The organism is Pseudomonas sp. LBUM920, from assembly GCF_003852315.1.
Taxonomy (GTDB): domain Bacteria; phylum Pseudomonadota; class Gammaproteobacteria; order Pseudomonadales; family Pseudomonadaceae; genus Aquipseudomonas.
The window spans coordinates 497,080-511,244 of the sequence record NZ_CP027762.1 but is presented as its reverse complement, the minus strand read 5'-3'; the positions used below and the strand labels follow the sequence as shown (position 1 = coordinate 511,244).

The 14,165-nt window shown below is 61.6% G+C and carries 7 protein-coding genes and 1 pseudogene; 6 read left to right on the top strand and 2 right to left on the bottom strand.

Translation table 11 applies throughout. The annotated features are described in order from the left end of the window. The first annotated feature begins 386 nt into the window (after positions 1-386). Together putA and C4J83_RS02230 are read left to right on the top strand one after the other, a co-directional pair. A complete protein-coding gene (gene putA / locus C4J83_RS02235) occupies positions 387-4,340 on the top strand; it encodes a trifunctional transcriptional regulator/proline dehydrogenase/L-glutamate gamma-semialdehyde dehydrogenase (protein WP_124416255.1) in 3,954 nt (1,317 codons plus the stop codon). Between the two features lie 226 nt (positions 4,341-4,566). After that, positions 4,567-6,369, top strand: a complete 1,803-nt coding sequence (locus tag C4J83_RS02230) for an acyl-CoA dehydrogenase (RefSeq protein WP_124416254.1) — start codon at positions 4,567-4,569, stop codon at positions 6,367-6,369. On the opposite strand, the gene C4J83_RS02225 is transcribed toward C4J83_RS02230, so the two are convergent. Both C4J83_RS02225 and C4J83_RS02220 read right to left on the bottom strand, forming a co-directional pair. Then, positions 6,366-6,659 (bottom strand): cell division protein ZapA, encoded by a 294-nt coding sequence (locus tag C4J83_RS02225; protein WP_119738009.1) that lies wholly within the window; start codon positions 6,657-6,659, stop codon positions 6,366-6,368. The genes C4J83_RS02230 and C4J83_RS02225 overlap by 4 nt on opposite strands. Beyond that, positions 6,656-6,886: a hypothetical protein gene (locus C4J83_RS02220; protein ID WP_038844376.1), complete on the bottom strand. Its 231-nt coding sequence runs from the start codon at positions 6,884-6,886 to the stop codon at positions 6,656-6,658. Before C4J83_RS02220 ends, C4J83_RS02225 begins: the two co-directional genes overlap by 4 nt. Positions 6,887-7,109: 223 nt before the next feature. Here C4J83_RS02220 and C4J83_RS30980 point away from each other — a divergent pair. The 4 genes and pseudogenes from C4J83_RS30980 to mscK form a co-directional block, all read left to right on the top strand. After that, positions 7,110-7,886 (top strand): annotated as a pseudogene (locus tag C4J83_RS30980) (MCP four helix bundle domain-containing protein); the annotation flags it as partial. Positions 7,887-7,916: 30 nt separating this feature from the next. After that, positions 7,917-8,789, top strand: a complete 873-nt coding sequence (locus C4J83_RS30975; protein WP_371924132.1) for a methyl-accepting chemotaxis protein — start codon at positions 7,917-7,919, stop codon at positions 8,787-8,789. A 218-nt stretch (positions 8,790-9,007) separates the two neighbouring features. Further along, complete coding sequence (locus C4J83_RS02210; RefSeq protein WP_124416252.1) at positions 9,008-10,750, top strand: potassium/proton antiporter; 1,743 nt, start codon at positions 9,008-9,010, stop codon at positions 10,748-10,750. A 56-nt stretch (positions 10,751-10,806) separates the two neighbouring features. Further along, on the top strand, positions 10,807-14,145 hold the full coding sequence (gene mscK / locus C4J83_RS02205; protein ID WP_106577558.1) for a mechanosensitive channel MscK: 3,339 nt from the start codon (positions 10,807-10,809) through the stop codon (positions 14,143-14,145). Positions 14,146-14,165 lie beyond the last annotated feature (20 nt).

Here is a 14,165-nt window from a genome sequence, read left to right as displayed (position 1 = left end):
AGACTGCGTGCCGCGCATTTATGACTGACGTTTCCCCAGGAAAGCCGCCAGCCGATGAACCAAACCTTGCAGGCGGTTGCACCTTGGGCGCGAATGCTATTCAACAAAGCAAATAAGGTGCAACCAGTTTCTTGAGAATAAGTTGCACCTAGGCGTGTTTACGCCCAAACAAAGGCTTTTTGCTTCTTTTCGGAGCAAGAACGGCCGACCTCAGAAGCAAACACACCAAGGGAGAGCGGATTTTGTTGAAGGCCGGATTTTTTCCCGATCACGATCAAAAATTTCCTGGACAATTTGGGTTGCACCCGGTTGCACCTCTGCATGCGCAAAGCTAATCTTGCCGCCAGCAGATGCCACGCAGTAGTGGCACCCATGAGGATAAAAAGATGGCAACGACCACCCTTGGGGTCAAACTCGACGACCCGACCCGCGAACGCCTCAAGGCCGCCGCGACCTCCATTGATCGCACGCCGCACTGGCTGATCAAGCAGGCGATTTTCAATTACCTGGAGAAACTGGAGGGTGGTGCAACCCTGAACGAGATTAATGGCTTGGGCAGCAAGGACGCGGAGGACGCTGGAGAAATTCAGCCAGACCACGCCCACCAGTGCTTCCTGGAGTTCGCCGAAAGCATCCTGCCGCAGTCCGTACTGCGCGCCTCGATCACCGCCGCCTACCGCCGCCCGGAACCGGAAGTGGTGCCGATGCTGATCGAGCAGGCCCGCCTGCCGCAGCAGATGGCCGAAGCCACCAACAAGCTGGCCGCCTCGATTGCCGAGAAGTTGCGCAATCAAAAGAGCGCCGGCGGCCGTGCCGGTATTGTTCAAGGCCTGCTGCAAGAATTTTCCCTGTCGTCTCAGGAAGGCGTGGCCCTGATGTGCCTGGCCGAAGCGCTGCTGCGCATCCCGGACAAGGGCACGCGCGATGCACTGATCCGCGACAAAATCAGCACCGGCAACTGGCAGCCCCATCTGGGCAACAGCCCATCGCTGTTCGTCAACGCCGCCACCTGGGGCCTGCTGCTGACCGGCAAACTGGTCGCCACGCACAATGAAGCCGGCCTCACCTCGTCCCTGAGCCGCATCATCGGCAAGAGCGGCGAGCCGATGATCCGCAAGGGCGTCGACATGGCCATGCGCCTGATGGGCGAGCAGTTCGTCACCGGCGAAACCATCGCCGAAGCCCTGGCCAATGCGAGCAAGTTCGAAGCCAAGGGTTTCCGCTATTCCTACGACATGCTCGGCGAAGCCGCGCTGACCGAACACGACGCCCAGAAGTACCTGGCCTCGTACGAACAAGCCATTCACTCCATCGGCAAAGCCTCTCACGGCCGTGGGATTTATGAAGGCCCGGGCATTTCCATCAAGCTCTCGGCACTGCACCCGCGTTACAGCCGTGCGCAATACGAGCGTGTGATGGACGAGCTGTACCCGCGCCTGCTATCGCTGACCTTGCTGGCCAAGCAATACGACATCGGCCTGAACATCGACGCCGAAGAAGCCGACCGCCTGGAGCTGTCGCTCGACCTGCTCGAACGCCTGTGCTTCGAGCCGCAACTGACCGGTTGGAACGGCATCGGTTTCGTGATCCAGGCCTATCAGAAACGCTGCCCGTATGTGATCGACTACGTCATCGACCTGGCCCGCCGCAGCCGCCATCGTCTGATGATCCGCCTGGTAAAAGGCGCGTACTGGGACAGCGAGATCAAGCGCGCCCAAGTTGAAGGCCTGGAAGGCTACCCGGTGTACACCCGCAAGGTGTACACCGACGTTTCCTACATTGCCTGCGCACGCAAACTGCTGTCGGTGCCGGAAGCCATCTACCCGCAGTTCGCCACGCACAACGCCCACACCCTGTCGGCCATTTACCACATCGCCGGCCAGAACTATTACCCCGGCCAGTACGAGTTCCAATGCCTGCACGGCATGGGCGAGCCGCTGTACGAGCAGGTTGTAGGCAAAGTTTCCGAGGGCAAGCTGAACCGTCCGTGCCGCGTGTACGCCCCGGTCGGTACCCACGAAACATTGCTGGCTTACCTGGTGCGTCGCCTGCTGGAAAACGGCGCCAACACCTCGTTCGTCAACCGTATCGCCGACCACACTATTTCGATCCAGGAACTGGTGGCCGACCCAGTGGCCAGCATCGAGCAGATGGCCACGCTGGAAGGCGGCTTCGGCCTGCCGCACCCGCGTATTCCACTGCCGCGTGACCTGTATGGCAGCGACCGCGCCAACTCGGCCGGTATCGACCTGGCCAACGAACACCGCCTGGCGTCGCTGTCTTGCGCGCTGCTGGCCACCGCGCACAACGACTGGAAAGCCGCGCCGATGCTGGGCTGCGCCTCCAGCAATGAGCCGGCCGCACCTGTGCTGAACCCCTCCGACCTGCGTGACGTGGTCGGCCATGTACAGGAAGCCACCGTCGAAGACGTCGACAACGCCATTCAATGCGCGATCAATGCCGGCCCGATCTGGCAGGCCACCCCGCCCGCCGAGCGCGCCGCGATCCTGGAGCGTGCCGCCGACTTGATGGAAGGCGAGATCCAGCCGTTGATGGGCCTGCTGGCCCGCGAGGCCGGCAAGACCTTCGCCAACGCCATCGCCGAAGTGCGCGAAGCCGTGGACTTCCTGCGCTATTACGCGGTACAGGCCCGTAACGATTTCACCAACGACGCCCACCGCCCATTGGGCCCCGTGGTGTGCATCAGCCCGTGGAACTTCCCGCTGGCAATCTTCAGCGGTCAAGTGGCTGCGGCACTGGCTGCCGGTAACCCGGTATTGGCCAAGCCTGCCGAGCAAACCCCGCTGGTGGCGGCACAAGCCGTGCGCATGTTGCTCGAAGCCGGTATTCCGGAAGGCGTGCTGCAACTGCTGCCGGGCCAGGGCGAAAGCGTCGGTGCCCGCCTGGTGGGTGATGATCGCGTCAAAGGCGTGATGTTCACCGGTTCCACCGAAGTGGCGCGCCTGCTGCAACGCAGCGTCGCCGGTCGCCTGGATGCCCAGGGCCGCCCAATTCCGCTGATCGCCGAAACCGGTGGCCAGAACGCAATGATCGTCGACTCTTCGGCGCTGACCGAGCAAGTGGTCATCGACGTTGTGTCCTCGGCCTTCGACAGCGCCGGCCAGCGCTGCTCGGCGCTGCGCGTTCTGTGCCTGCAGGAAGATTCGGCAGACCGTGTGATCGAAATGCTCAAGGGCGCCATGGCTGAATGCCGTCTGGGCAACCCGGAGCGCCTGTCGGTAGACATCGGCCCGGTGATCGACGCCGAAGCCAAGGCTGGCATCGAAAAACACATCCAGGCCATGCGCGACAAAGGCCGCAATGTGTACCAAGTGGCGATTGCCGACGGCGAAGAGATCAAGCGCGGCACCTTCGTGATGCCCACCCTGATCGAACTCGAAAGCTTCGACGAACTGCAACGCGAGATCTTCGGCCCGGTGCTGCACGTGGTGCGTTACAAGCGTAAAGAGATCGACCAGCTCATTGCGCAGATCAATGCCTCCGGCTACGGCCTGACGCTGGGCGTGCACACCCGCATCGATGAGACCATCGCCAAGGTGATCGACAATGTTCACGCCGGTAACGTCTATGTGAACCGCAACATCGTGGGCGCCGTGGTTGGGGTGCAGCCCTTCGGCGGCGAAGGCCTGTCGGGCACTGGCCCGAAAGCCGGTGGGCCGCTGTACCTGTACCGTCTGCTGTCGACTCGTCCTACCGATGCGATCGAACAATCCTTCGTGCGCGGCGACAAGCTGACCGCGCCGGACGTGCGTCTGCGCGATGCCATGAGCCAACCGCTGACCGCCCTGAAAACCTGGGCCGACAGCAGCAAGTTCAGCGAACTGAGCGCCCTGTGCAGCCAGTTCGCCGCGCAGTCGCAAAGCGGTATTACCCGCCAACTGGCCGGCCCGACCGGCGAGCGCAACAGCTACGCAATCCTGCCCCGCGAGCACGTGCTGTGTCTGGCGGACGTGGAAGGTGATCTGCTGACGCAACTGGCGGCAATATTGGCCGTCGGCGGTTCGGCGGTATGGCCGGAAACTGACCTGACTAAAGCGGTGTTCCCACGCCTGCCGAGGGAAGTTCAGGCGAAGATCAAGCGCGTGGCTGACTGGACCAAGGATGACGTGGTATTCGACGCCGTCCTGCACCACGGTGATTCCGACCAATTGCGTGCGGTGTGCCAGCAAGTGGCGCAGCGTGGTGGTGCGATTGTCGGGGTGCATGGTTTGTCGCAAGGTGAGACGGCGATTGCGCTGGAGCGTCTGGTGATCGAGCGGGCGTTGAGTGTTAACACCGCTGCGGCGGGCGGTAACGCCAGCCTGATGACCATCGGTTAACTGGCTAAATGCAGTAAAAATGTGGGAGCTGGCTTGCCTGCGATAGCGGCGGGTCAGTGACAGAAATGTCGGCTGGCACCGCCTCATCGCAGGCAAGCCCGCTCCCACACTGACCGCACCCCACCTTCGGCCCTTGTTCTGCCCTTCCATCACGCAAATCAATCTTGCTATCCAGCCTCTATTGGCGCACTTAGACTCCGGCCATTCCCTTAACAGGTAAGCCGCCATGTCCGAGACGCTGCTCAGTTCCCGCAATCTGGCTTTCGAGCTGTACGAAGTCCTCGATGCCGAGGGCCTGACCCAGCGCGAGCGGTTTGCCGAGCACAACCGCGAAACGTTCGATGCCGCCATCAGCACCGCGCGCAGCATTGCCGAAAAGTACTTCGCGCCGCACAACCGCAAGAACGACGAAAACGAACCGCGCTATGAAGATGGCAAGGCGATCCTGATCCCGGACGTCAAACCTGCCGTGGACGCCTTCCTCGAAGCCGGCTTTCTGAACGCCGCACGCAGTTTCGACGCCGGCGGCATGCAGTTGCCGACCCTGCTGTCGCAAGCCTGCTTTGCGCACTTCCAGTCGGCCAACGCGGCCTCGACCTCCTACCCGTTCCTGACCATGGGCGCCGCCAACCTGATCGAAAGCTTCGGCACCGAGGCGCAGAAGCAGCGCTTCCTGCAGCCAATGATCGAGGGCCGCTTTTTCGGCACCATGGCACTGACCGAGCCGCATGCCGGTTCATCCCTGTCGGATATTCGTACGCGGGCAGAGCCAGCGGCTGACGGCAGTTATCGCCTCAAGGGCAACAAGATCTTTATCTCCGGGGGCGACCACCCGCTGTCGGAAAACATCGTGCACATGGTGCTGGCCAAGCTGCCGGACGCGCCGGCCGGGGTGAAGGGCATTTCACTGTTTATCGTGCCCAAGTTCCTGGTCAATGAGGATGGCAGCCTGGGCGCGCGCAACGATGTGCTGCTGGCCGGGTTGTTTCACAAGATGGGCTGGCGCGGCACCACGTCCACGGCGCTTAACTTCGGCGATAACGACAATTGCGTCGGCTATCTGGTAGGCAAGCCGCATCAGGGTCTGAGTTGCATGTTCCAGATGATGAACGAGGCGCGCATCGGCGTGGGCATGGGCGCAGTCATGCTCGGTTACGCCGGCTACCTCTACTCGCTGGAATACGCGCGCGAACGCCCGCAAGGTCGCCTGCCCGACAGCAAAGACCCAGGCACCGCGCCGGTTTCGATCATCCAGCACGCCGATATCAAGCGCATGCTGCTGACACAAAAAGCCTATGTCGAAGGCGCTTTCGACCTCGGCCTGTATGCCGCGCGACTGTTCGACGACACCACCACGCTGGAAACCGACACCGAGCGCAAGCAAGCCCACGAACTGCTCGACCTGCTCACGCCCATCGTCAAATCCTGGCCGTCGGAGTTCTGCCTCAAGGCCAACGAGCTGGCGATTCAGATTCTCGGCGGCCACGGCTACACCCGCGAATACCCGGTGGAGCAGTACTACCGCGACAACCGCCTGAACCCTATCCACGAAGGCACCCACGGCATCCAGTCCCTGGACCTGCTCGGGCGCAAGCTGGCGCAGAATGGCGGCGCGGGCCTCAAGCAACTGATCCGCCTGATCGCCGAGACGGGCGCTCGAGCACAGCAATACCCATCGCTGACCGCACTGCGAGAACCACTGGAAGAATTAGTGACCAACCTGCAGCGCGTCACACTCGGCCTGCTGACCGATCTCGCCCAAGGCAAGGTCAACAGCAGCCTGGCGAATTCGGCACTGTATTTGAAGGTGTTCGGGCACACGGTGATTGGCTGGCGCTGGCTGGAACAGGCAATTCGCGCCGAGGAAGGCCTGGCCAAGGGCAATGCGGCGGATGTTGCCTTCTATAAAGGCAAGCTCCAGGCCGCTCGGTACTTCCTGACCTGGGAAGTGCCGAGCTGCCATCATGAACTGGCGATTCTGGAGGCACGCGATGACACGTGCCTGGGGATGCAGGATGCGTGGTTCTAAGGCGTTCCGATCGCCTTGGAAATCACTTCGACCGTGGCGCTGACTTGCTCTTGGTAACGGTCGAGTTCCTGCTGGTGGTGCTTTTGCATTTCGATCTGCTCGGCGCACAGGTTCAGCGCAGCCAGTACCAATAATTTGTCACCGATTAACGTCGGGTACTTTTTCTTGGTGGTGGCCAGGGAGGCCTTGAGCATGGTCACGGCGTGCATCAGGGTTTGATCTTCCCCGTCCGGCGCCTTGATCGAGTAATCCTCTCCGAGAATCGAAACGACCTTTATGCCTTCATTCATGCGCCGACAGGACCTGCGCTCACACGCTCAACCAGGGCCTGGATGCGCGCGGCGGTTGCGCCGTGCTTTTCTTCCTGTTCCATCAGGTTCAGTTGCAGGCTGTCGTTTTCATCCTTGGCGCGGGCCAGTTCGGCCTTGAGGGATTCGTTGCTGCCCAGTAGGTCCTGATTTTGCTGTACCAGGTCGCTGACCAGTTGTTCGAGTTGGCTGAGGGATGCTTCTAACATTTTGATTTCTCGGGCTTTTTCAAAGGGCGGTGACGATAAAGAAAATTCACCTCGGATGCCAGGGTTATCCCAGGCGCGCAGCCCGATATTTAAGGGCCGGGCCGCACTTTCGAGCCTTAGTGACTGCATTTACCCCATCTGGTTCCTGAATCCGCCCAACCCCTCGTCTGATGCGACAAAAGCGCGCGCCCCCTTAAGACTTTAGTCGCATGGCCGATAGCTGATGCACACCCCGTCTCATGGCCGCACGGATCGCGCTTCTCCCCAGGACTTCAGCATGTCTCTTCGTAATATGAATATCGCGCCGCGCGCCTTTCTTGGCTTCGCGTTTATTGGTGCGCTCATGTTGTTTCTCGGTGTGTTCGCCTTGAACCAAATGAGCAAGATCCGTGCTGCCACCGAAGACATCACACTGTCCAGCGTACCGAGCATTCGCGCTCTCGACGAGTTCACCCAGCTGACCCTGCGCCTGCGGGTGTTGTCGTATCGCTTGCTGACCAACCGTGAGCCAGACGTGCAGCAAAAGACCCTGGAAGCCTTTGAACTGCGCAACCAGCAGATCCGCACCGCCCAGAGCGTCTACGAAAAACTCATCGAGAGTGGCGAAGAACGCTCGACCTACGACGAATACGTGCGCTTGCTCGGTCAGTACCGCCAGATCGAAGAGCGCATGAAGAGTTTGTCTCGCGCCAACCAGATCGACGACCTGCGCAACTTGCTCAACACCGAATTGCTGAGCAACTCCGAGCAAGTCAACGCGGTGCTGACGCGCCTGCTGGACATCAACAACAAGATGGCCAATGCCACCAATCAGCAAGCCAAAGACCAATACGACATGGCCTTTGACCTGGTGGTGGGCCTGCTGATCATTGCTACGGCGCTGACCCTGCTGTTTGCGTGGCTGCTGACCCGCAGCATCACCCTGCCAATCGCCCAGGCACTGGAAGCGGCCGAAGAAGTCGCCGAAGGCAACCTCACGCGCCCGATCAAGGTCGACGGCAACGACGAAGCCGGCCGCCTGCTGGCCGCCATGGCCAAGATGCAGGAAAAATTGCGCGACACGCTGCAACGCATCGCCGGTTCCGCCACGCAGCTGGCCTCCGCCGCCGAGGAGCTGAATGCCGTCACCGACGAAAGCGCCCGCGGTCTGACCCAGCAAAACAACGAAATCGAACAAGCCGCCACCGCCGTCAACGAGATGACCAGCGCCGTCGAAGAGGTGGCGCGCAATGCGGTCAGCACCTCCGAGGCCTCGCGCAATGCCACCACGTCAGCGGGTGACGGCCGTGACCTGGTGCAGGAAACCGTCAGCGCCATCGAGCGCATGAGCGGTGACGTACAGGCCACCGCCACACTGATTGGCGACCTGGCCAATGAATCGCGTGACATCGGCAAGGTGCTGGACGTGATTCGCGGCCTGGCCGACCAGACCAACCTGCTGGCGCTGAACGCCGCAATTGAAGCCGCACGCGCCGGTGAAGCCGGTCGCGGGTTTGCTGTGGTGGCTGATGAAGTGCGCGCTCTGGCCCATCGCACCCAGCAGTCGACCAGCGAGATCGAGCGGATGATTGGCAGCATTCAGGCCGGCACCGAACACGCAGTGGATTCGATGCGTAACAGCACCGAACGCGCGGAGTCGACACTCAACATCGCCAAAGGCGCGGGCCTGTCGCTGGATACCATCAACACCGCGATTGTCGAGATCAACGAACGCAACCTGGTGATCGCCAGCGCGGCAGAAGAGCAGGCGCAGGTGGCGCGGGAAGTGGACCGCAACCTGGTGAACATTCGTGATCTGTCGGTGCAGTCAGCCACCGGTGCCAGCCAGACCAGTGCGGCGAGTAGTGAGTTGTCGCGCCTGGCGGTGGATTTGAATGGGATGGTGGGGCGCTTCAGGCTGTAAGTCGATTCCTGTGGGAGCTGGCTTGCCTGCGATAGCATCTCCTCGGTGAACCTGACCCACCGAGTTGCCTGCATCGCAGGCAAGCCAGCTCCCACATTGGATTGATGTAGGCCGGCAAAAGCTTTTTGACAGCACAGCAATTCAACAGGTTAGAATCGCTGGCACGCAGACTGCATGGTCAGTTTGCGCCCTGTCTTCCCCGTTCTGGAGTACTGCCTTTGAATGCGACGACCATCAACAGCCTGTTCTTGATCGGCGCGTTGCTGGTGGGTGCGAGCATTCTGGTGAGTTCTCTTTCGTCCCGCCTGGGTATCCCGATTCTGGTGATCATCCTGGCCGTGGGCATGATCGCCGGCGTCGATGGCGGCGGCATCATCTTCGACAATTACCCGACCGCCTACCTGGTGGGCAACCTTGCCTTGGCAGTGATCCTGCTCGACGGCGGCTTGCGCACACGGGTGGCGAGTTTTCGCGTGGCACTCTGGCCGGCGTTGTCGCTGGCCACGGTGGGGGTGTTGATCACCACCGGCCTCACCGGCATGGCCGCAGCCTGGCTGTTCGACCTCAATATCATTCAAGGCTTGCTGATCGGCGCCATCGTCGGCTCCACGGATGCTGCGGCTGTGTTCTCGCTGCTCGGCGGCAAAGGCCTGAATGAGCGGGTTACCGCCAGTCTTGAAATCGAATCCGGCAGTAACGACCCAATGGCGGTGTTCCTCACCGTTACCCTGATCGACATGCTTGCCAGCGGCCAGACCGGCCTGCACTGGAGCTTGCTGACCCACCTGATCCGCGAATTCGGCATCGGCGGCATCGTCGGCCTGGGCGGCGGCTGGCTGATGCTGCAGATGGTCAACCGCATCAACCTGGCCACTGGCTTGTACCCGATCCTGGTGATCGCCGGTGGCCTGGTGGTGTTCGCCCTGACCAACGCCTTGCACGGCAGCGGCTTCCTCGCGGTGTACCTGTGCGGCCTGGTGATTGGCAACCGCCCGGTGCGCAGCCGTCATGGCATTTTGCATATGCTCGACGGCATGGCCTGGCTGGCGCAGATCGGCATGTTCCTGGTGCTGGGCCTGCTGGTCACGCCGCATGACTTGCTGCCCATCGCCCTGCCGGCACTGGGCCTGGCGCTGTGGATGATCCTGTTTGCACGGCCGCTGTCAGTCATGGTCGGCCTGCTGCCGTTCAAGGCGTTCCACGGGCGCGAAAAAGCCTTTATCGCCTGGGTCGGCCTGCGCGGTGCGGTACCGATCATTCTGGCGGTGTTCCCGCTGATGGCCGGCCTGCCTCACGCGCAGCTGTACTTCAACCTCGCGTTCTTTATCGTGCTGGTCTCGCTGCTGGTGCAGGGCACCAGCCTGCCATGGGTGGCCAAACTGCTCAAAGTCACCGTACCGCCGGACCCCGCGCCGATTTCCCGCGCGGCCCTGGAAGTGCACGTCACCAGCGAGTGGGAGCTGTTCGTTTACCGTCTGGGCGCGGAAAAATGGTGCATTGGCGCAGCCCTGCGCGAACTGAAAATGCCCGAGGGCACGCGGATCGCCGCGTTGTTCCGTGGCCAGCAACTGCTCCATCCGTCGGGTAGTACGGTGCTGGAAGTCGACGATCTGCTCTGCGTGATCGGCCACGAACACAACCTGCCGGCCCTCGGCAAATTGTTCAGCCAGGCGCCGCAACGTGGCCTCGACCTGCGTTTCTTCGGCGACTTCGTTCTCGAAGGCGACGCCCAGCTGGGTGCGGTGTCGGCCCTGTACGGCCTCAAGCTCGAAGGCATCGACCCGGATATGCCACTGAGCCGCTTCATTACCCAGAAGGTCGGCGGCGCGCCAGTGGTAGGCGACCAAGTGGAATGGAACAACACGTTGTGGACCGTCGCGGTCATGGACGGGAACAGAATCGGAAAAGTCGGCGTCAAATTCCCCGAAGGAAGTCGTCCAGGCCCTGGACTCTTCCTCTAAACTGCGGGGCTACGGCGCCACGCCCCCACCTTTTTTACCTTGCTCGACCGGTATCCATGACAACTCTGCGCACCTTTTTAGCCACTGCCCTGCTGGGCCTGACCCTCTGTGTCGGCAGCGTTTACGCCGCCGACCCGCCCAGCGCCGAGTCCATCCAGCAAACCCTGGACAAACTGCCCGACCGCAAGCTGCCTGACGCCGACATGAAGGCGCTGCAAACCATCCTGCAACAGACCCTGACCTACCTGGGCAACAAGCAGGATTACGAGCAGCGCCTTGTCGACCTCAAGCGCCAGCTCGAAGACGCCCCGCGCCAGACCACTGAAAACCAGCGCGAACTGGTACGGCTCAAGGCCACCAAAATCATCCCGGTGGCGCAGCGCTACGCCACCCTGCCGGTGCCGCAGCTTGAGCAGTTGCTGGTGCAACGCACCACCCAGCAAGGCGATCTGCAAAAAACCGTGGCCGACGCCAACAGCATGTCCGTTGCCGCCCAGACCCGTCCCGAACGCGCTCAGACCGAAATCAGCAACAGCCAGACCCGCATCCAGCAGATCAACTCGATCCTCAAGGCGGGCAAAGACAACGGCAAGACCCTCACCGGCGACCAGCGCAACCAACTGAATGCCGAACTGGCCGCCCTCAATGCCCTGATTCCACTGCGCCGCCAGGAACTGGCCGGCAACAGCCAACTGCAAGACCTGGGCAATAGCCAGCGCGACCTGGCAACCGAGAAAACCAGCCGCCTGGAGCAGGAAATCCAGGACCTGCAAACGCTGATCAACCAGAAACGCCTGGCCCAGTCCCAGCAGACCGTGACCCAACAGTCCATCGAAGCGCAGAAGGCCGGCGGCAGCAGCCTGCTGGCCTCGGAAAGCGCGGCCAACCTTAAACTGTCCGACTACCTGCTCAAGAGTACCGACCGCCTCAACGAGTTGACCCAGACCAACCTCAAGACCAAGCAGCAACTGGACGCAGTGACGCAAAGCGACTCGGCCCTGGACGAGCAAATCAACGTGCTCAAGGGCAGCCTGCTGCTCTCCAAGATCCTCTACAAGCAGAAACAGGCGCTGCCCCGTCTCACGGTCGACCGCGACCTGGCAGACGATATCGCCAACATCCGCCTGTACCAGTTCGAGATCAACCAGCAGCGTGAGCTGATCAACTCGCCCAGTGCGTATGTGGATAACTTGCTGGCCAACCAGCCGCCGGAAGACGTGACGCCGCAACTGCGCCGCACCTTGCTGGAGTTGGCGATCACCCGCAGCGACTTGCTTGAGCGCCTGAGCCGTGAGCTGAGTGCACTGCTGAACGAATCGATCACCCTGCAACTGAACCAGAAACAACTGCTCAGCACCGCCACCACCCTGCGCGCGACGCTGGACGAGCAAATGTTCTGGATCCCCAGCAACAAGCCGCTGGACACCGAGTGGCTGGAAACCGTACCGGCGCACCTGAACAAACAGATCACCACCCTGCCGTGGGCCTCAAGCGTCAGCGAACTCTACGACGGCCTGACCCAGCGCCCGCTGTTGTTCCTGCCACTGCTGCTGTTGATCGGTGCATTGTTGTGGCGCCGTAAAGCGCTGTACCAGCGCCTGAACAAGGTTCACCTGGACATCGGCCACTTCAAGCGCGACAGCCAGTGGCACACGCCGCAGGCCATCCTGATCAACATCCTGCTGGCGATGCCGGTGTCCCTGGGCCTGGCGCTGTGCGGCTACGCGCTGCAGATCGACGCCCGCGGGCAAAACGCCAACCTTGGCGATGCACTGCTGCAGATCGCCCAAGCGTGGCTGGTGTTCTACACCGCCTACCGCATCCTGGCGCCGGGCGGCGTGGCGGAACTGCACTTTCGCTGGGAGAAACCCCAGGTTGAATTCCTGCAAGGCTGGGTGCGCAAACTTGGCCTGGTAGTGCTGGCATTGGTGGCCGTAGTGGCCATCGCCGAGCACCAACCCGAGGCGCTGGCCGACGACGTGCTGGGCATCGGTGTGGTACTGACGTGCTACGCGCTGATGGCCTGGCTGCTGGGCCGCCTGCTGCTGAACAGCCCGACCCACGAGAAAGCTTCACTGTTTCGTAAAGCCGTGGGCCTGGTGTTCACCGCCCTGCCCGTCGCCCTGTTTCTGGCGGTGTGCTTTGGCTATTACTACACCGCGCTCAAACTCAGCGACCGCTTGATCAATACCCTGTACCTGCTGATGTTCTGGCTGGTGATCGAAGCCACCTTCGTGCGCGGCCTCGGCGTCGCCGCACGGCGCCTGGCCTACGCGCGTGCACTGGCCAAACGCCAGGCCGCCAAGGAAGCCGGTGATGGCGAAGCGGTGATCGAAGAACCGACCCTGGACATCGAACAGGTCAACGAACAGTCCATGCGCCTGATTCGCCTGGCCTTGCTCGGCGGCTTTATCGCGGCGCTGTACTGGGTGTGGAAAGACCTGATCACTGTGTTCTCCTACCTCGACAACATCACTCTGTACGAGTACACCAGCGGCACCGGCGCCAACATCAGCATGGTGCCGATCAGCTTCGGCGACTTGCTGGGTGCGTCGATCATCGTCGGCATCACCTTCGCCCTGGCGCGCAACTTGCCGGGTTTGCTGGAAGTGCTGGTGCTGTCCAAGCTGGACCTGGCTCAAGGCAGCGCCTACGCCACAACCACCTTGCTGTCTTATGTGATTGCCGGGGTCGGCTTCGTCTCCACCCTGTCCACGCTCGGCGTGAGCTGGGACAAGTTGCAATGGCTGGTGGCAGCGCTCTCGGTGGGGTTGGGCTTCGGGATGCAGGAGATCTTCGCCAACTTTATCTCCGGCATCATGATCCTGTTCGAACGCCCGGTGCGTATCGGCGACACCATCACCATCGGCAACCTGTCGGGCACCGTCAGCAAGATCCGCATCCGTGCGACGACCATTACCGACTTTGACCGCAAAGACATCATTGTCCCGAACAAGACGTTTATTACCGGGCAACTGATCAACTGGTCGCTGACCGACACCATCACCCGCGTCACGCTGAAACTGGGTGTGGACTACGGCTCCGACCTGGACCTGGTGAAGGAACTGCTGCTCAAGGCCGCGCGAGAAAACCCACGCGTGCTGAAAGAGCCGGAACCCCACGTGTACTTCCTCAACTTCGGCGAAAGCACCCTCGACCACGAATTGCGCATGCACGTGCGCGACCTCGGTGACCGCAACCCGGTGATCGACGAGGTGAACCGCTTTATCAACCGCGAGTTCAAGAACCACCACATCAACATCTCGTTCCGCCAGATGGAGGTTTACCTCAAGAACCTTCACGGCCAGGAATACAAACTGGTGGAAGTCGACACCCCGGCCAAACCCGCCAACGACGGCGGCGTGCAAGAACCACCGCCGAGCAAACTCGACTAACGCGTCTATCCCCAGCAGAA